16 protein-coding genes are annotated in these 18806 nt (G+C 69.5%); 7 read left to right on the plus strand and 9 right to left on the minus strand.

What is annotated here, in order from left to right; genetic code table 11:
- Positions 1–13: 13 nt before the first annotated feature.
- Complete coding sequence (locus ACFVVM_RS07300) at positions 14–964, plus strand: oxygenase MpaB family protein (protein ID WP_387614119.1); 951 nt, start codon at positions 14–16, stop codon at positions 962–964.
- Position 965: 1 nt separating this feature from the next.
- Here ACFVVM_RS07300 and ACFVVM_RS07305 read toward each other — a convergent pair whose 3' ends face one another.
- A complete protein-coding gene (locus ACFVVM_RS07305; RefSeq protein ID WP_387614122.1) occupies positions 966–1604 on the minus strand; it encodes a TetR/AcrR family transcriptional regulator in 639 nt (212 codons plus the stop codon).
- 180 nt (positions 1605–1784) lie between these two features.
- Here ACFVVM_RS07305 and ACFVVM_RS07310 point away from each other — a divergent pair, with 180 nt between their 5' ends.
- Together ACFVVM_RS07310 and ACFVVM_RS07315 are read left to right on the plus strand one after the other, a co-directional pair.
- Positions 1785–3194: an NAD(P)/FAD-dependent oxidoreductase gene (locus tag ACFVVM_RS07310; protein ID WP_387614124.1), complete on the plus strand. Its 1410-nt coding sequence runs from the start codon at positions 1785–1787 to the stop codon at positions 3192–3194.
- Positions 3187–4959, plus strand: coding sequence for an FAD-dependent oxidoreductase (locus ACFVVM_RS07315; RefSeq protein WP_387614127.1), 1773 nt, complete (start codon positions 3187–3189; stop codon positions 4957–4959). Before ACFVVM_RS07310 ends, ACFVVM_RS07315 begins: the two co-directional genes overlap by 8 nt.
- Positions 4960–4963: 4 nt before the next feature.
- Here ACFVVM_RS07315 and car read toward each other — a convergent pair whose 3' ends face one another.
- Both car and ACFVVM_RS07325 read right to left on the minus strand, forming a co-directional pair.
- Positions 4964–8443 (minus strand): carboxylic acid reductase, encoded by a 3480-nt coding sequence (car, locus tag ACFVVM_RS07320; RefSeq protein ID WP_387614130.1) that lies wholly within the window; start codon positions 8441–8443, stop codon positions 4964–4966.
- Entirely contained in the window at positions 8440–9963 is a 1524-nt protein-coding gene (locus ACFVVM_RS07325; protein WP_387614133.1) for a carboxylesterase/lipase family protein, read from the minus strand. Before ACFVVM_RS07325 ends, car begins: the two co-directional genes overlap by 4 nt.
- Positions 9964–10066: 103 nt before the next feature.
- On the opposite strand from ACFVVM_RS07325, the gene ACFVVM_RS07330 reads away from it, so the two are divergent.
- The 3 genes from ACFVVM_RS07330 to cydB all read left to right on the plus strand — a co-directional run bounded on the left by ACFVVM_RS07330 (position 10067) and on the right by cydB (position 13536).
- Positions 10067–10846: a uracil-DNA glycosylase gene (locus tag ACFVVM_RS07330; RefSeq protein WP_387614135.1), complete on the plus strand. Its 780-nt coding sequence runs from the start codon at positions 10067–10069 to the stop codon at positions 10844–10846.
- A 146-nt stretch (positions 10847–10992) separates the two neighbouring features.
- On the plus strand, positions 10993–12498 hold the full coding sequence (locus ACFVVM_RS07335; protein WP_387616784.1) for a cytochrome ubiquinol oxidase subunit I: 1506 nt from the start codon (positions 10993–10995) through the stop codon (positions 12496–12498).
- Positions 12499–12507: 9 nt separating this feature from the next.
- The gene (cydB, locus tag ACFVVM_RS07340; RefSeq protein WP_387614138.1) at positions 12508–13536 is read left to right on the plus strand and encodes a cytochrome d ubiquinol oxidase subunit II; all 1029 of its coding nucleotides are present in this window, start codon (positions 12508–12510) and stop codon (positions 13534–13536) included.
- Between the two features lie 9 nt (positions 13537–13545).
- Here cydB and ACFVVM_RS07345 read toward each other — a convergent pair whose 3' ends face one another.
- The 3 genes from ACFVVM_RS07345 to ACFVVM_RS07355 form a co-directional block, all read right to left on the minus strand.
- A complete protein-coding gene (locus ACFVVM_RS07345; protein ID WP_387614140.1) occupies positions 13546–14076 on the minus strand; it encodes a hypothetical protein in 531 nt (176 codons plus the stop codon).
- A gap of 290 nt (positions 14077–14366) precedes the next feature.
- Positions 14367–14858 carry a GNAT family N-acetyltransferase gene (locus ACFVVM_RS07350; protein WP_387614143.1) on the minus strand — a complete coding sequence of 164 codons (492 nt, stop codon included), beginning with the start codon at positions 14856–14858 and terminating at the stop codon, positions 14367–14369.
- A gap of 90 nt (positions 14859–14948) precedes the next feature.
- Positions 14949–15536 carry a phosphatase PAP2 family protein gene (locus ACFVVM_RS07355; RefSeq protein ID WP_387614145.1) on the minus strand — a complete coding sequence of 196 codons (588 nt, stop codon included), beginning with the start codon at positions 15534–15536 and terminating at the stop codon, positions 14949–14951.
- A gap of 108 nt (positions 15537–15644) precedes the next feature.
- Between ACFVVM_RS07355 and ACFVVM_RS07360 the strand changes: the two genes are divergently transcribed.
- Positions 15645–16181 carry an AAA family ATPase gene (locus tag ACFVVM_RS07360; RefSeq protein ID WP_387614148.1) on the plus strand — a complete coding sequence of 179 codons (537 nt, stop codon included), beginning with the start codon at positions 15645–15647 and terminating at the stop codon, positions 16179–16181.
- Here ACFVVM_RS07360 and ACFVVM_RS07365 read toward each other — a convergent pair.
- The 3 genes from ACFVVM_RS07365 to modA are packed head-to-tail and all read right to left on the minus strand — an operon-like array spanning position 16169 to position 18800.
- Positions 16169–17218 carry an ABC transporter ATP-binding protein gene (locus ACFVVM_RS07365; RefSeq protein ID WP_387614151.1) on the minus strand — a complete coding sequence of 350 codons (1050 nt, stop codon included), beginning with the start codon at positions 17216–17218 and terminating at the stop codon, positions 16169–16171. The genes ACFVVM_RS07360 and ACFVVM_RS07365 overlap by 13 nt on opposite strands.
- The gene (gene modB, locus ACFVVM_RS07370; RefSeq protein ID WP_387614155.1) at positions 17215–18027 is read right to left on the minus strand and encodes a molybdate ABC transporter permease subunit; all 813 of its coding nucleotides are present in this window, start codon (positions 18025–18027) and stop codon (positions 17215–17217) included. The genes ACFVVM_RS07365 and modB overlap by 4 nt, the downstream gene beginning before the upstream one ends.
- Positions 18024–18800 (minus strand): molybdate ABC transporter substrate-binding protein, encoded by a 777-nt coding sequence (gene modA, locus ACFVVM_RS07375; protein WP_387614159.1) that lies wholly within the window; start codon positions 18798–18800, stop codon positions 18024–18026. Before modA ends, modB begins: the two co-directional genes overlap by 4 nt.
- Positions 18801–18806 lie beyond the last annotated feature (6 nt).

An 18806-nucleotide genomic window follows, 5' to 3' on the forward strand; every position in this document is an offset into this window, starting at 1 on the left:
AAGGAGTTCACCGATGACCTGTCCCGTGCCGCACCAGCAGACGCTTCCCACCGAATTCGCACCGCCACACCACGTTTCCGCCGCGGTCGAACGCTTCGAGCGGGTCGGCGGTTCGGTCCTGTTCGGCCTGTTCGCCGTCGGCCTGTTCGATCAGCCGATGCTGCCGCCGGTCTCGGCGGCGCTCGAGGCGACCGGTCGCTCGCGGTATCAGCCCTGGGCCAGGGCGATCCGCACCGCGGCCGCCGACCAGCTGATCTACCACGGGGAAGACGACGATCGCGCGGCCGAGGCGCACCGCCTGATGCTGCTGCACCGCGATGTCAAAGGCGTCGGCCCGGACGGGCAGCGGTACTCCGCACTGAACCCCCAAGCGTGGAACTGGATCCTGTACTCGGCGTTCTTCGTCCAGCGCGGCGCCTACATCGCGCTGACCGGCACCGAACCGACCGCGGCCGAGAACCAGGCGATCTGGGACCACTACCGCCACAAGACCGAGGGCCTGCACCTGCCCGGCCAGTCCAGCCCGATCCGGCACTACCCCGACCTGGTCGCCCACTACGAGCGGATGGCCGCCGAGGAACTGCGCGAGACGCCCGCGCTGCAGGCCGCGACCAGCGCGATCCGCCACGCGCCGCGCCCGGACTTCCTGCCCGCGCTCACCGGACCGCTGTGGCGCGTGGGTTCGCCCGCGCTGTCCCATGTGGTGATGGTCCTCGGCTGCGGCATCATGCATCCCGATGTGCGTGCCCGGATGCCCTACACCTGGACGCGCCGCCACGATCGGGAGTTCCAGGCGATCACCGCGGTGCTGCGCGTCGCCTTCGACCGCCTGCCGACGTACCTGACCGACTCCCCCATGGCCCGCAATCGCCGGGCCTACCAGCGGCTGGTCACCCGCTACCGCGATGTCGGCCTCACCTCGTTCACCCCGGACGTCGCCTTCCGTTCGCGCACCAGCGTGTGAACTAGGGCGCGTCGCCGTAGACGACGAGCCAGATGGCGCGACCGAGCGCTTCGGCCACCTCCTCGTCGGTGAGCCCGGTGTCGAGGCCGCAGGCGACGGTGATCGTGCGCTCGACCATGGAGGTCAGGACCAGCGCGGTCGCCCGCGGGTCGAGGTCCTCGGCGAGGCGGCCCGCGGCGCGGTCGGTGTCGAGGCGGGTGTGTACCAGTGCCGCGAAAGTCGCGACGCGCGACTGCCAGTAGGCGCCGACCTCACGGTCGTAGGTGGCCACCTCGCTCAGCGCCAGCAGCAGATAGCGGTGCGCGCGGAACCCGTCGATCATCGCGCCGATCGCCCGCACGACACCGGCGCGGCGATCGGTGTGTTCGGCACTCCACCACTGTTCGGCGGCGGCGAAGAGGTCGGTGGTGGCCAGCTCCGCCATCCGGATGAGCAGGCTGCTCTTGTCCGGGAAGTACCGGTAGAAGGTCGATCTGGCCGAGCCGGAGGCGGCGGCGATCTTCTGCACGGCGAGTTCGGTGAACGGAATGCCCTCGGCGAGTAGGTCTTCCACCGCGCGCAGGACCCGGCGTTCGAAGTCGACCCGCCGGTCCTCGGCGGGTTTGCGTGCCGAGCGCGGGACCCGGGTCAGCGAGGGCATCGGTGACCCGGCACCGAGGTCGGGAGGGCGTTGACCATGCCCACATTGTGCCCGCCCCGCGTCCGCGGGGTGTCGGCCACGGCAATCCCGTTGGCGCGGTGCGGTATTGACATGTGACCGCCGTCACCTCATCATCGAATCGGACACACTGTCCGAGACTCGATGACCGAGGCGGTTCCCATGGATGATTCCCCCGTCACCGCGATCGAGTGGGCCGATGTGGTCGTGGTCGGCGCCCGCTGCGCGGGTTCCGCCACCGCCGTCACCCTGGCGAAGGCGGGCCGTGACGTGGTCGTCCTCGATGCCGCCGCCTTGCCGTCGGACACGCTGTCCACGCACCTGCTCTGGCCCGCCGGAGTCGCCGAGCTGCAACGCCTCGGCGCTCTGGACGAGGTCACCGCCCTGGGCGCGCCCCGGCTGACGCGGGCCTACGCCGAGGCGGCCGGTTTCGGTATCGGCACCGCGTTTCCCGCCGTGGACGGCATCGACTACGCGCTGTGTGTGCGGCGCACCGGCCTCGACGGCGTTCTCGCCCGCACCGCGATCGCCGCGGGCGCCGAGGTGCGGCAGCGGTGTCGCGTCGAATCCCTGGTGTGGGAAGACGATCGGTGCGTCGGCGTGCGCTACACCGACAGCACCGGCGCGGTGGTCGAGCTCAGGGCGGCACTGGTCGTCGGCGCGGACGGCCGGCGCAGCACCGTCGCCCGCGCGGTGGGCGCCGAGCAGCCGTTCCTGTCGGTGCCCAGCGGACGCGACTGCTACTTCGCCTACTGGCGCGACACCGTCGACGGCGCCCGCCACATCGCCGCCCAGTGGCGCGCGGGCGCCGATCTCGGCACGGCGTTTCCCTGCGACGACGGCCTCCTGCTGAGCCTGGTGCAACCACCCGCCACCGACGACCGGCCGGGTCCGGCCGCGGCGGAGCGGCGCTATACCGAAGCGGTGGCGCGGATTCCGGCGCTGGCCGAGCGACTACGCGGGTGTGAGCGGGTGGGGCGCGTCCGCGCGGCGACCCACCTCTCCTCCTACTTCCGTCGCTCCACCGGCCCGGGCTGGGCGCTGCCTGGTGACGCCGGACATTTCAAGGATCCCGTCACCGCCCAGGGCATTCGCGACGCCCTGCACTACGGACGCCTGCTGGCCGAATCGGTCGCCGAGGTCCTCGATGATCCGCCCGCACTGGACCTGGCGCTGGCCGCCTGGGAGCGACGGCGCATCATCGAATGCCGCGAGATCTTCCACTGGACCAACCGGCTGGCGCGCGGAGAACCACTGCGCCCCATGGAGATCGAGCTCTATCGCCGGGCCGCCACCGACCCGGAGCTCGCCGAGATCACCACGGGCATCTTCTCCCGCACCCGTCGCCCCGCCGAGCTGTCCACCCCGGTGCGCGCCGCGGGCCTGGCGCTCAGCGCGCTCCGCCGGCAGCCGACCGCGGCCGTGCTCACCGACATCGGCAGTGAGATCCGCGGCGCGGCGCACGAATGGCGCACCGCGCGAACGACATTGCGCGGCTCGCTCGCGCCCGTCAGCACACCGCCCGAGGCTCGCTCGGCGCGCTCCACCGCTCCGGGAGAACAGCATGTCTGACCCACTGCCCTCGATCACCCGTCGCACCGCGCTGCGGGCCGGACTCGCCGCGGGCGCCGCGCTCGCCATCACCACCCCGACCGTCGCGAGCGCGGCCCGCCGGTCCCCGCTGCTCCGCACCGGCGGCAAGACCGTCGCGATCTTCGGCGGCGGGATGGCCGGACTCAGCGCCGCGCACGAACTGGTCGAACGCGGCTATCAGGTGACGGTCTACGAGCCCGCCTTCCTCGGCGGCAAGGCCCGCAGTCTCGGAGTGGCCGGCACCGCCGCCGGGGGCCGACAGGACCTGCCCGGCGAGCACGGCTTCCGCTTCTTCCCCGGCTGCTATCGCAATGTGCCCGACACCATGAACCGAATCCCGTTCCCCGGCAACCCGAACGGCGTCCTGGACAATCTCGTGCGGGTGGAGGGCACGATCGCCGGGTTCCAGGATCTGCCACCGATCTTCCTGCCCGTCGAACCCGGCGGATTGCGGCAGCTCACCCCGGAGGTGTTGCAGAACAACCTCATCGGCACGCTCGGCTTCGTCCCGGAGCTGCCCCCGCACGAGCTGGCGTTCTTCGCCAAGCAGATGCTCGTCTGGTTCACCTCGAGCACCGAACGCCGTTTCGGGCAGTGGGAGTACGTGACGTGGGAGCAGATCATGCGCGCCGAGGGCAAGTCGCCCGCCTATCGCAAGTACCTGGTCAACGCGCTGACCCGGATCACCGTCGCCGCGAAACCGCAGACCAGTTCCGCGCGCACCATCGGCACGATCGGTGAGGCCCTGGTCCTGGCGGGCAGCGGGGTGGTGCCCGAATTCTCCGGCGGGGTCGACCGGATCCTCAATCGCCCGACCAATGCCGCGTGGATCGATCCGTGGGTCGAGCATCTGCGCGCGCTCGGCGTGCGATTCGTCCTCGGCCAGGGTGCGAGCGCACTGCACCTCAGCGGCGGCCGGATCGCCTCGGCCACCGTATCCGGCACGGCGGGCACCAGCACCGTCACCGCCGACCACTATGTGTGCGCGATGCCGGTCGACCGGGCCGCACCGCTGCTCAGCGGCGCGATCCTCGACGCCGACCCCCGCCTGGACGGCATCCGCCACCTGCACACCGACTGGATGGTCGGCATCCAGTACTTCCTGCGCCGCCCGACCGACATCCCCGAGGGCCACATCGCCGCGCTCGGCTCGCCCTGGGCCATCACCGCCCTGCGCCAGGCGCCCATGTGGGTCGGCGATTTCGCGGCCACCTATGGCGACGGTTCGGTGGTGGAATGCCTCTCCGTCGACATCTCCGACTGGGACACCCCCGGAATCCGCTACGGCCGCACCGCGAAAGAGTGCACCGCGCAGGAGATCGCCACCGAGGTCTGGGCGCAACTGCAAGCCTGGCTCAACACCGGAACCGGCTGGCTGCGCAAGGAGGACATCCACTCCTGGCACCTCGACCCCGGAATCACCTGGTCCGGCGGCGCGATCCACAACGCCACCCCGCTGCTGGTGAACACCGTCGGCTCCTACGACAACCGGCCCGACGCCCACTGCGCGATCCCGAACCTGTTCTTCGGCGGCGACCACGTGCGCAGCCACATCGACCTGGCGACCATGGAGGGCGCCAACGAATCCGGGCGGGCCGTCGCCAACGCGATCCTCGACGCCGCCGACGATCCCGCCCCGCGCGTACCGATCCTGCCGCTGGTCTCGCTGCCCGTCTTCGACGCCGCCAAGGCGATCGACGCCGACCGGTTCCGGGCCGGGCTGCCACACCTGCTTGACGGCTGAACGATCAAGGGTCGATCAGGCCGAGTTCGGTGAGGTCGCGGACGTATTTGTCGATCAGTTCCGGGCCGAGGTGCGGGATGTCCCGGTCGGCGCCGATCCGCGCCGCGCGCACCGCGGCCCGGAATCCCTCGGCGGGCAGCGCCGAACCGGGCAGCGCTCGGCCCGGTCGCCGGTAGGCGTGCAGCAGCGGCAGCAGGGTGTGTTTGCGTTGCCGATCCGGCAGTGCGCGCAACGCGGCGTCGAGGCGGGCGAACCAGTCGTCGTAGTCGTCGATGCGGTCGATGCGGTGGCCCGCCGCGATCAGCCAGTCGACTAAGACATCGAGGCTGATGCCGTCGTCGTGCGGATTGAGGACGTCGTGGGTCCGGTAGCCGCTGGTCGCCGCGGCGCCGAGTTCGGTGATCGCGGCGGCGACGAAGTCGGCGGGCAGACCGTCGTAGTGTGCGCGCTGACGTTCACCGTCGGAGCCGGTGCGGTAGAACGACTTCGGCGCCAGCCCGGTGACGAGCACGCTCAGCAGCAGCCGGGTGAACACATCGGGCACATTGAGCTGCCCGCGATAGCGCGAATGCGCCAGGATCATGTCCGAACGGAACACCGCCACCGGCAGCCCGAACCGCTGCGCGGCCTCCCGTAGCAGGACCTCACCGGCCCATTTGCTGTTGCCGTACCCGTTCGCATAGCTCTCATCGATGCGCCGCACCGGGCTCATCACCCGCACGTCGCCGTCCTCGGCGAAGGACTCCCCCTGCGCCGCGACAGCCACGGTCGACAGATAGCTCACCGGTTTACGTTTCGCCGTCAAGGCCAGCCGCAGGACCTCGGCGGTGCCGACGACATTCGGGCCGAACAGTTGCGGGTAGGGCAGCACGTGGTTCACCAGCGCCGCCGAGTGCACGATCAGGTCGACCTGGTCGGCCAACCGCCGCCACACCGGTTGCGGCAGACCGAGTTCCGGTTCGCCGATGTCGCCGGGCAGCACTTCCAGTGCCTGTTTCGCCAGGAGCCGGAATTCCTCGCTCAGCTCGTCGTCGGTGGCGAAGGCCGCGTCGAGGCGGGCACGGGCCGCGGCGGCATCGGCACCGCGCACCACACAGATCACCGTGCCGCCGTGTGGTGCGAGTCGTTCGAGCCAGCTCAGCAGCAGGAACCGGCCGAGATAGCCGTTCGCGCCGGTGATCAGGACGGTGTTCACCGTGGTGACCGCGGGCAGCTCGGCCGCCGCTGCGAGAGTCGTGGCGTCGAGGAACTTCTCCAACACCAGGTCGGTGGCCCTGATCTCGGTGGCGCCGGCACCGTGGACGGCGTCGACATCGATTCTGCGCGAGCCGGGTTCGCGCTCCAGCCGGATGTAGTCGGCGATGCGGGCCAGGTCGCTGTCCGGGCCGAGCAGCACGTTCACCGGGACCTCGACGGCGAGCAGTTCGCGCAGCAGCGTCGAATACGACAGTGCTGCAAGGGAATCCCCGCCCAGGTCGGCGAGCCGCGCGTCGGGGCGCAGGTCCTCGGCGGCGCAACCGAGCACGGCGCGGGCCGCCCGGGCGACGGTCTCGTAGACGGACAGGCCGGGTGCGTCGCGGCGCAGGCGCTGGAGTTCGTCATCCTGATCGCGCGCCACCTCGGCGTAGAGCTCTTCGAGGCGCTCGCCGTAATGCTGTTTCAGCTTGGGCCGCAACAGTTTCCCGACGCCGGAGAGCAGACCGTTGGCGACCGTGAACGGTTCGGGTTCGAGCAGGAAATCACGCGGGATCTCGAACGATTCGAGTTCTGCCACGGTGGCGGCACGGTGCAGCGAGGCCCGCACCGCGCCACGCCGTTCCGCGGCGGGCAGTGCCAGCGCGGCCGCGGTCGGCACGACCACCGCGAGCAGGTACGCGCGCTCACTGCTGCCGTAGACATAGATCTGATGCACCAGATCGGCCCCGGCGTAGATCGCTTCCAGCCGCGACACCGTCACGAACTCGCCTTGGGAGAGCTTGAGGACATTGTTGCGCCGGTCGACATAGGCCAGCCGGTCCGGCGCGAGCTCGGCCACCACATCACCGGTGCGGCAGAACCCGTCGGCGTCGAACACCTCGGCGGTCACCTCGGGACGGCGGTAGTACCCGGCGATCATGGTGGTGGTCTTGAGCAGCAGTTCCCCGCGCGGATACGGCTTGTCGGTGCCGAAGTAGCCGAGTTCGGGCACGTCGACGAGCTTGTAGTCCAGCACCGGCGGGCGCATCACCTTGGTGTCGAAGATGACCCCGCCGCCGGTCTCGGTGGAGCCGTATCCGTCGTGCAGGCGCAGTTGCAGTACCGATTCGACGAAGACGCGCAGGTCGGGCGCGATCGGCGCGCTGCCGCACAGCACCGACAGCAGGCGGCCACCCAGGAACTGTTCGCGCAATTCGGTCCGCACCTGTTCGGCGAGCGCCTCGCTGTCGACGCCACCGCGCTGTTCGACCTCGTGCCGGAACCGTTGCTGGATCAGGTCGCACACGCGGGGCACGAGGAAGATCTCGGTGGGCCGCACCAGCGTGATGTCCTCGAACAGGGTCGACATGTCCGGTGCCGCGGCGAAATAGGCGGTGCCGCCGCGGGCCAGCGCGCTGTTGAGGGTGAGCCGGGCGGCGATGTGGCTCATCGGCAGGAAGTTGACATTGATCGCGGCCAGCGGACGCGGCGGCTGCCAGCCCACCGCGACCAGCCGCTGGGTGTACATCGCGCCCTTGGGTGTGCCGGTGCTGCCCGAGGTGTAGATCAGCAGGGCTAGGGGATCCTCGCCCTCGGCGGGCTCGGACAGTGGGGCGGCCGGGGCGTGCCTGCCGTGGTCGACGAGGTCGGTGAGCGTGTGCAGCACGACGCCGGACCCGGCGACGCCGAGCCGGGTGCGGGCGGCGGCGAGGGCGTCGCGGTGGTCGTCGTCGTCGGTGTGGTGGTCGAACACGACCAGGGTGCGTGGTGTCGCCCCGGCGAGTATCGCGTCGACGGCGATGCCGAGGTGGGCGGTGTCGACGGCGAAGATCCGCGGCGCGGTCTCGTCGAGGATGGAGCGCAGCTGGGCCAGGCCCGCGCCCGATTGCAGGGGCACCGCGACCGCGCCGAGGTGGATGGCGGCCAGATCCAGCACCGTGTAGTCGACTCCGGTGAACCCGAGCATGGTGACGAAATCGCCCGCACCGAATCCATCGGCATGCCACGCGGCCGCGAGCGCACGGGCCCGCTCCCATGCTTCGCCGTAGCTCAGCAGCTCGAATTCCGGCAGCAGCCGCCGGGTGGCGCGGCCGGTCACTGGGTCGCGGGCCAGTTCGGTCCGCCGGGCACCGAGTGCCGGGCGCTCGGCATAGCCCGTCATCGCGGTCGCGACGATGCGCGCGAGCGGCAGCCCGGGCGAGGTCACAGCAGCGTGTACCGCGTCGTCGGGCCGGGCCGCCTGGATCTGGGCGTCGTTGGCGTAGAGCTCCTTGATGCGGTGCGCCAGGCGCCCGCCATCGACGCTCATGCCTCGTTCTTCCGATCCGTGGCGGTCTCGACGAGCCGAATGCCCTGCCAGGCTTCGCGCTGCGCGGAGTCCGGGTCGATGAGCACGCGCGGTGGGTGGTCGATGATGCAGGTGGCTCGGCGTTCGGCGGTGTAGGCCGGCCAGCTCGACCGCGGGCGGCCGGTGCGGGCGAAGCTCGTCCAGTTGTCCTGCATGAAGTCCTGGACCGCGCGGAATCCGCGCCTGCCACCGGCGGCGGTCATGGCCCGGCCGACCGGGCCGTCGACCCAGCCGAAGACGGGAACGAGGTCGAGCGCGTGGGTGGCGCCGAGACCGGCCAGCCGCAGCGCGCGCGGCGCGAAATCCAAGCGGTAGGCATAGGTCGGGGCGTGGCGGCTGTGGCCTTCGAGCACCGCCAGGGTCGGGCGCAGGAACATCAAGTCGCTGCCGACGCGGACCGCGGTTCTGGCCGCCGGATAGCCGGGATAGCGGCTGGTCACCCGCTGCTCGGTGCCCGGTTCGTACCGCGCGAAGGCCGCGGTGAGCTGCGGCGGGGTGTGCGGGACCGACTTGGCGAAGCGCTGGAACAGCGTCACCTCGTCGCGGTTGGTGCCGATGATCAGCGGCACCGGGTGCGCGCGGCCCGCGGCGATCGCGTCCAGGGGCGCCTCGGGCAGGTAGTCGCCGTCGACCACCGGAGCGTAGGGGAAGCTGCCCGGTTCGTCGCGCAGGGCGCGGCCCAGCGCCCGGTCCCCCGCGCGGCCGAGTTCGCTCGCGGGCACACTGCTCAGCACGGTCGTGGCATCGGCGGGGTCGGCGCCGAGCCGGTCGAGGACGCGGTGTGCGAACCGACCGGCTTCTTCGGGCCGCATCGTCCAGTCGGCGGGGGCGCTCTGGGCGATGGCCCGGTGGAACAGGCCGCGCGCGGCGGGCGTGGCCAGCAGGGTGATCACGGCGTGGGCGCCCGCCGATTCGCCGAAGATGGTGACATTGTCGGGGTCGCCGCCGAACGCGGCGATATTGCCCCGCACCCACTCCAGTGCCGCGACCTGATCCCGCAGACCGAGGTTCGAGTCGAATGACCTTTCCGCAGTGGAGAATTCGCTGAAGTCGACATAGCCGAACGCGCCGAGCCGGTAGTTCACCGACACCACGATCACGTCACCGCGCAGCGCCAGCCGGGCGCCGGAATACATGCTCGACGTGCCGAGCAGATATCCGCCGCCGTGGATGAACACCAGCACCGGTCGCGGCGTCGCCGACGGTGTCACCGGCGCGGTCACATTGAGGGTCAGGCAGTCCTCGCCGGTGGGTTGCCAGGTGCGCGGCCCGGTGCGCGCACCGCCGGGGTTCTGCACGGCGGCGAAGGCGAACTCGGTCGCCTCGCGCACTCCCTTCCACGGCTGGACCGGTTGCGGCGCACGCAGCCGCGAATCTCCTGTGGGTGCGGCGGCATAGGGCAGCGCGCGCCAGCGCACCACTCGACTGCCCGCACGACCGCGCACGACTCCGTCGGCGGTCACGATCTCGGTGGACACCATGTCCTCACAGTACGTGGTACCGCCGGTACCGCGCAGGAGGTTCGCCCGGCTAACCGCCTGCACGGATCCGGAACTGGCGTGTCACGACGACTACGCTGGGACGATGGCGGGCGACGGGCGTTGCGAACCTACCGACCTCCTCCCCGACGGCCCGGAGAAGGCGCCTCTGGCGGCGGGAACCGTGCACAGCATCGCCGAACTCGACCGTCTGGTCTCGTCCTGCTTCGCCTGCCCGCGCCTGGTGGCCTGGCGCGAAGAGGTCGCCCGAGTCAAGCGGGCCGCGTTTCGAGACGAGGACTACTGGGCCCGCCCGGTGCCCGGATTCGGTCCCGACGACGCCGCCCTGCTCCTCGTCGGACTCGCCCCGGCCGCGCACGGCGGCAACCGGACCGGGCGGATGTTCACCGGTGACCACAGCGGTGATGTCCTGTTCGCCGGTTTGCACGCGGTCGGGCTGGCGACCGGGGCGCATCCGGTCAGCGCCGGGGACGGCATCGAGATGATCGGCACCCGGCTCACCGCGCCCGTGCATTGCGCGCCACCGGAGAACAAACCGACGGCGGAAGAACGGCACCGGTGCGCGCCTTTTCTGAGCCGTGAACTGGAACTGCTCAGGCCGTCGTTGAAGGTCATCATGGTGCTCGGCGGATTCGGCTGGCAGGCATTGTTCACCGTGCTGGCCGAGGGTGGCTGGACCATTCCCCGCCCACGTCCGCGTTTCGGACACGGCGCGGAAATCACCCTGTCCCATCCCGATGGGCGAACGGTCACCGTGCTCGGCTGTTATCACGTGAGCCCACACAATACTTTCACCGGCCGTCTCACTCCGCTCATGCTCGAGAATGTCCTGTCGCGGGCGAAAGCGCTCGCCGGTCTCGAATAGCAGTCGACGCACCGAAGGTTCGATATTCACCGGCCCTGACCTGCGGGCATTTACGATCAATCGCGATTACGGCGTCACCTTTCCCGCATCCGCTCGATGACTCGATCACCGCGACCGCAGGAGGCCCGACGATGAGCACGCTGGCGATGAGCACTCTCGACATCTCGCGGTGGCAGTTCGGGATCACGACGGTCTATCACTTCATCTTCGTTCCGCTCACCATCGGGCTCGCCCCACTGATCGCCATGATGCAGACCGCCTGGGTCGTCACCGGTAAGGAACACTGGTATCGGCTCACCAAATTCTTCGGCAAGCTGTTCCTGATCAATTTCGCGATCGGGGTGGCCACCGGCATTGTGCAGGAGTTCCAGTTCGGGATGAACTGGAGCGAATACTCCCGTTTCGTCGGTGACATCTTCGGCGCGCCACTGGCTTTGGAGGCGCTGGTCGCGTTCTTCCTGGAGTCGACGTTCATCGGGCTGTGGATATTCGGCTGGACGCGATTGCCCAAACTCGTGCATCTGGCCACGATCTGGATCGTCGCGTTCGGGGTCAACGCCTCCGCGTACTTCATCATCGCCGCGAACTCGTTCATGCAGCATCCGGTGGGCGCGCGTTTCAATCCCGAGAGCGGGCGCGCCGAACTGGACAGTATCTGGACACTGCTCACCAACAACACCACCCTGGCCGCGTTTCCGCACGTGATCGCAGGCTCGTTCCTCACCGCGGCCACCTTCATGGCCGGGATCGCGGGCTGGTACATGGTGCGCAACGCGCGCAGTGGCGATGCCACCAAGATCGCCGAGGCGAAGACCATGTGGCGCCCGGCGGCGCGGTTGTCGATGCTCGTGATCGCGATCTCGGTCGTCGTGGTCGCGATCACCGGTGACATCCAGGGCAAGCTCATGTTCCAGCAGCAGCCGATGAAGATGGCCTCGGCGGAATCGTTGTGCCACACCCAGACCGACCCGAAGTTCTCGATCCTGACCGTCGGCACGCACAACAACTGCGACAGCGTCGACCACCTGATCGAGGTGCCCTATGTGCTGCCGTACCTGGCCGAGGGCCAGTTCACCGGCGTCACCCTGCAGGGTGTCGAGGATCTGCAACGCGCCGCGGTGGAGAAGTTCGGGCCGGGCGACTACCGACCCAATCTGTTCGTCACCTACTGGTCGTTCCGCGTGATGATCGGTCTGCTCGCCGGTCCGGTGCTGTTGCTGCTGGCCGGGCTCTGGCTGACGCGGCGCGGGCGGGTGCCCGACCAGCGCTGGTTCTCGTGGCTCAGCCTGCTGGCCATCCCGACGCCATTCCTGGCCAACAGCGCGGGCTGGGTCTTCACCGAGATGGGGCGCCAGCCGTGGGTGGTCGTGCCCAATCCCACCGGTGACCAGGAGGTGCGGATGACCGTGGCGCAGGGCGTCTCCGATCACGCGCCGGCCACCGTCGTGTTCTCGCTGGTGGTGTTCACGCTGCTCTACGGTGCGCTTGCGGTGGTCTGGTACTACCTGATCCATCGCTACACCGTCGCCGGGCCGGAGCCGGGTCCGGGCGCGGTCACCGAGGACGAGTCCGGTCCTGATGACGAGGGTGGCGGCGGCAGGCACCGTAAGCCCGAGGAGCCGCCCGTCGAACCGCTGTCGTTCGCGTACTAGGAGCCTGCGATGACTCTGCAACTGTTCTGGTTCGTGCTGATCGGTGTGCTGTTCACGGGCTACTTCGTGCTCGAGGGCTTCGATTTCGGGGTTGGCATGCTCATGCCGATCCTCGGCCGCGGGTCCGATCGGCGCAGACGCGTCGTGCTCAACACGATCGGGCCGGTGTGGGACGGCAACGAGGTCTGGTTGATCACCGCGGGCGGTGCCATGTTCGCGGCGTTTCCCGAGTGGTACGCGAGCCTGTTCTCCGGGTTCTATCTGGCGCTGCTGCTGTTGCTGGTGGCGTTGATCCTGCGGATCTGCGCGATCGAGTACCGGGCCAAGATCAACGATCCGAAATGGCGGGCCTGGTGTGATGTCGGGATCGGGATCGGTTCGTGGATACCGGCACTGGCGTGGGGCTGGGTGTTCGCCAACATCGTGCGCGGGGTGCCGTTGAACGAGAAGAAGCAGATCGTCGGGTCGGTGTGGGATCTGCTCAGTCCCTACGCGCTGCTGGGCGGGCTGGCGACCGGCGTGCTGTTCGCGCTGCACGGCGCGATCTTCCTGGTCCTCAAGACCGGCGGCGAGGTCCGCGACGACGCCCAGCGCGCCGCCCGTCTCCTGTTGATCCCGACCGTGCTGATCGTCGGCGGATTCGGCCTGTGGACCCAACTCGCCTACGGCACCTGGTGGACCTGGATCGCCCTGGGCGCCGCGGTCCTCGGCCTCGTCGTCGCCGCCGGATCCACCGCTGTCTCCCGCGACGGCTGGGCCTTCCTCGGTACGACCCTCACCGTCGCCGCCGCCACCGCCCTGCTGGTCGGCTCCCTCTACCCCAACGTCCTCCCCTCCACCATCGATCCCGCCTTCGACCTCACCATCGACAACGCCTCCTCCACCCCCTACACCCTCAAGGTCATGAGCTGGGCCGCCGTCCTCGCCACCCCGGTCGTCCTCCTCTACCAGGGCTGGACCTACTGGGTCTTCCGCCAACGCCTCACCGTCGACCAGATCCCCGCCCCCACCGGACTCCCCCTGTCCAAGAACACGTAAGGGCGAACGTCATCCGAATCGGGTGAGCACACTGTGAGTTTCGGCGATCAGCTCCAGCAGCTCCGGATCATCGACTCGATCGAAAGCGGTGGTGACGGCATCGAGCGCCGAGCCGTCGTTCAACCAGGTGGTCAACTCGTCGTAGGTGGGAGATACCCTGTCCCAGTAGGCATTACCGGGAATCAACAGACCGTTCTCGACTCGACAGTGGTAAACGGCGAACTCGTGCAGTCGCCGGCTCCCGGCGGGATCGCCGAACTCATCCAAGCGCGACGCGATTGTTGGCTCCATCGTTCCCAGGACGCACAGCACGCTGTCGATGCTCTCCCGCGAGACGGCATTCGTGAGCACATCGACCCACAGCGCATCGAGCACCACATTGATGGCCTCGGCCTGCGGCCACGATCGCCAGCCCGCTCGATGCAGCTTGCTGTAAACCAGTTCCATGGCGGGCATGTCGCCGTCACCCGCGTGTAGGAGCTGGAGCATTCGTCCGGTGAGATAGCGCAGGTCGGCAGCGGATCCGACCGTGCCCAGCACGCGGACCGTGTAGTCGCCGAGGTCGGCACCGGTCAGCTGGTGGCGCGGCCGGGTCAAGAGCTGGGTGTAGTCCTCCGCGCGACGGCAGCAGGGGCACACGTCGATGACCGAGGGTGGCGCGACCGTGGCGAACGCATCATCCAGCGCTTCCAGCGCCTCCTCGACCGACCTCGCCGCAGGATGCCGTCGAACCCGCAACCTGTCGCCCCTCACCGCGGTCACACTACCGCGACGATTCCGGCACCCACACAACAATTTCCGCGGCCCACGATCGACTCGGCCGGGACCGCTCAAGGGCTCAGGTAGTAGAGCAGGGTTGCTGGGCGGCCATCGGTGGTGGTCCAGTTGCCGGGTGCGGTATGGATTCGGGTCCAACCTGCCGATTCGTAAAGGGACCGGGCGGCGGTGGCGCCGACTTCCACGTCGAGGATCGCGCGGTATCCGCGCCCGTGGGCCATGGTCACCGCGGCGGTGAGGAGGTGGCGGCCTGTTCCTCGGCGGCGGTGGGGCGGCGTGACGAACAGGCGGATCACCGAGGCGAGGGTGCTCTCGGGTGCGGCGGCGCGGACCTGTGGGGGCAGGGCGCTCGTGCCGATCCCGACTTGGCCGACTATCGCACCGTCGGCTTCGGCGACGCGGGCGTCGAGCTGTTTCGACGGGCTCAACCAGGCCGCGGGATCCTCAGGCCACCCTGCCGGATAGCCGTCGGCCTCGTGCACCGCGCGAAGAGCCGTGATGCAGGAGGGGAGATCATCGGCGGTTCTGGGGCGGACAGTGATCACGGGATCCCCCGAACCTGCCGGAATGCGCGGAAGGGTGCGGTCGCGGTTCACGAGTCCATCTTGCCGGAGCCGCGCAACGAACTCGCGAGCTCAGGCCATCAGTAAGTAGGCCACTGTCGCGAGCGTCGCGCCGATGATGGAGCCGGCGACGACCTGGCCGCGGGTGTGGTCACCCAGCCATACCCGGGACCAGCCGTTGACGGCGGTCAGTGGGAGTGCGGCGAGGAACCACGGTGAGGCGATCAAGGCCAGGAGGACCGTTGTTCCCGCGCTCACGGCGGTGTGGACGCTGACCTTCCAGTTGCCGAGCACGGTCACGACGCCGATGCCGAACAGGACGACCAGCCCGGCCACCGTCCAGGCGATCAGCGCGCGCGGGGCGCCCTGCACGATCTCGATGATCAGGCCGACACCCACGATGCCGAGAATCGCCGGGATCACCCAGCGTCGGCCGTCGATGTCGGTCACATGGTGATCGCTCGCGATGCCGCGCCGCACACCGGCCAGGATGATGATCATCGGGATCCCGCCCGTGATCGCGGCGACGAACAGCCCCCAGCCAGGAGCACCAACAGCGAACCCGGCGATCGTCCCGGTCACGATGTTGATCACCCAGGGCGCTCCGAGCTCGGTGATCACCCGAGCCGCGCGCGCTGGCGGCGCCATCGTCTCCGTCACGGCGAAACCCTCCCGTTGTCCCGATATTCCGTGCCACGCGGCGCCAGACCGAGCAGCTCGATGTCAGCCTTCGAACTCCACTCGGGAGGCCTCACTTAGAGTATTCGGGTGGAACGGATTCTGATCAGCGGCATCTCGGGAGCCGGAAAGACCACGCTGGCAACCACATTGGCCGATCGATTGGGACTCCCCCGCTACGAACTCGATGCCCTGCACCACGGCCCGGGCTGGGTGAAGCGCCCCGAGTTCGAGGACGATGTCGAGCGGTTCGCCGCGGGGTCGCGATGGGTCACCGAGGACCAATACCAGCGCCTGCTCGGCGATCTGCTGTGGACCAGGGCCGACACCGTCATCTGGCTCGATCTGCCGAAACCCACCGTCATGACCCGCGTCGTCCGGCGCTCGTTCACGCGCGCGATCGACCGCCGCGAGCTGTGGAACGGCAACCGCGAGTCCTTTCGTGACTGGCCGAAACCGGACCATCCGATTCGCTGGGCCTGGAGCCAACACCAAGCACGGCGGGAACGCACCGCACAAAGAATCGCCCGCTTTCCGGCTGTCGACATCGTGCGCCTGGAATCAGCGAGCGAGGTTCGGCGGTGGTTGGACGGCGTGCCGCGGAACGGCGCGGATCATGCCGGGTAGGTACGGATTTCGGTGGCCTTGACGGTTGCCCAGAGGCGGGCGCCGGTGTGCAGGCGGAGTTCGGCGACGGTGGCGGGGGTGACTTCGGCGAGGACCGAGGGGGCGCCGTCGAGGCGGACGCGGGTGGTGTGGGCGTGTTGTTCGAGGCCGACGACGGTGGCCTGCCAGGTGTTGCGCGGACTGCCTTCGGGCCGTTCGGGATACAGGCTGACCGCATTCGGCGCGAAGGCGAGATGGACGGCGCCGTCGGCGGGTTCGGCGATGGTGAGGCGGGCGCCGTCGCCGAGGTCGACGGTGGTGCCTTCGGCGGTGCCCCGATACAGGTTCAGGCCGACCAGGTCGGCGACGTAGTCGGTGCGCGGGTGGCGGGCGACATCGGCGGGGGCGCCCTCCTGCACGATCGCGCCCTTCTCGATGATGATCAGCCGGTCGGCCAGCACCATCGCGTCGAGCGGATCATGGGTGACCAGCACGGTGTGGCCGGGGTAGTCCCGGAGATGACTCGCCAGTTCCGCACGGACCTGCAGCCGGGTGCCCGCGTCGAGCGCGGCCAGCGGTTCGTCCAGCAGGAGCAGGTCCGGATCGGTGGCCAGCGCCCGCGCCAGGGCGACCCGCTGTGCCTGCCCACCGGACAGCGACCGCGGCTTCGCCTCGAGATGCTCACCGAGACCGACCCGCTTCAACCAACCCGCGGCCCGCTGCCGAGCCTCCCGGCGATGCGCACCGCGCGCCCGCAGCCCGAACGCGACATTCTCCTTGGCGCTCAGGTGCGCGAACAGCAGATAGTCCTGGAACACGACCCCGACCGAACGCCGATCCGCGGGCACGAAACACCCCGGCGGCTCGTCCCACCGATGCTCGTCGAGCCGGATCCGGCCGTCGGTCAGTGGCGTCAACCCGGCCAGTGCGCGCAACGCGGTGGTCTTGCCCGCGCCATTGGGCCCGAGCAGCGCCACCACCTCCCCGGGCGCGACGGTGAACGCGATATCGAGTTCGAACTCCGCGCGGCGAACGCGGATCGCGGCATCCAAGGTCACATCGGCCCCCGCGTCCATCGATCACGCAGCGCAGTCAGCACGATCACCGACACCGCGAGCAGCACCAGGCTGAGCACGATCGCGTCCTCCGGGTTGGTTTCCAACGCCATGTACACCGCCAGCGGCATGGTGGTCGTGGTCCCGGGGAAGTTGCCGGCGAAGGTGATCGTCGCCCCGAATTCTCCGAGCGCCCGCGCCCAGCACAGCACCGCGCCCGCGACGACGCCCGGCATGATCGAGGGCAGAGTGACACGCCGGAAGGTCAACCAGCGTGACGCGCCGAGGGTCGCGGCGGCTTCCTCGTAGCGGGGGTCCGCCCCGCGCAAGGCGCCCTCGACCGCGATCACCAGGAACGGCATCGCGACAAAGGCTTCCGCCACGATCACCCCGGGCGTGGTGAACGGCAGCGAGAACCCGAACCACTCCTCGAGGTGGCGCCCGATGATCCCCCGCCGCCCCAGCACCAGCAGCAGCGCCACACCGCCCACCACCGGCGGCAGCACCAGCGGCACCGTCACCAACGCGCGAACGAACCCGAGCCCTGGCAGGTCACCGCGCGCCAGCAACCACGCCAACGGAATGCCGAACACCAGACACACCACCGTCGCCGCGGTCGCGCACACCAGCGAAAGCCGCAGCGCCTCACCGACTTCGGGACTCGACAGCCGTTCGGGCAGACTCCGCCACGGCGCGCGCAGCAGCAGGCCGAGCAGCGGCAGGATCAGAAACGCCAGACCGCACACGGCGGGCAGCACCAGGATCAGCGGTCGCCGTCCACGCACCGCCCGCCGTCGCGCGACCCGGGTCACGGAGTGTCGAATCCCGCCTGACCGAACACCGTGCGGGCCTGCTCGGACCCGATGAACTCGACGAACGCCGCCGCGGCAGCCGCATTGGGCGCCTTGGCCAACGGCGCGACGGGGTAGTCGTTGATCGCTTTGTCCGCCTCCGGGAACTCGATGCCCTCGACCTTGTCGCCCGCGGCCTGCACATCGGTGCGGTAGACCAGCGCCGCGTCGACCTCGCCGAGGGTGACCTTCGTCAGCACCGCTTTCACATCGGCTTCCCTGGTGTCGGGCTGCGGGTCGACCCCGGCCACCTCGAACACCGTCTTGGCCGCCGCGCCGCAGGGCACCTGCTCGGCGCACAGCGCGATCTTGGGTTCGGTCTTGCCGAAATCGGCCAGGCCGGTGATGTTGCCCGGATTGCCCTGCGGCACCACGATTTCGAGGCGGTTGCGCACGAAAGTCACCGGAGTCGCGGTGACCTCGCCCGCGTCGACGACCTGCTGCATGTTCCGCGGCGCCGCCGAGGCGAACACGTCGGCCGGTGCGCCCTGCTTGATCTGCTCGGCCAGGGCCGAACTGGCACCGAAGCTGTAGACCACCTTCGTCCCGGGATGCGCGGCTTCGAACTGCTTGCCCAGCTCGGTGAACGTCTCGGTCAGCGAGGCGGCCGCGAACACCGTCACCGTGCCGCCGAGCTCCTCGCCCGCCGCGGGCTCGGTGGTGTCGTTCCCGCAGCCCACCGCGGCCACGGCGATGGCCCCCGCGAGGGCTACCGCGCGCACTGTACGAATCATGTTCGA

The organism is Nocardia sp. NPDC058176 (assembly GCF_042883805.1).
GTDB lineage: Bacteria > Actinomycetota > Actinomycetes > Mycobacteriales > Mycobacteriaceae > Nocardia.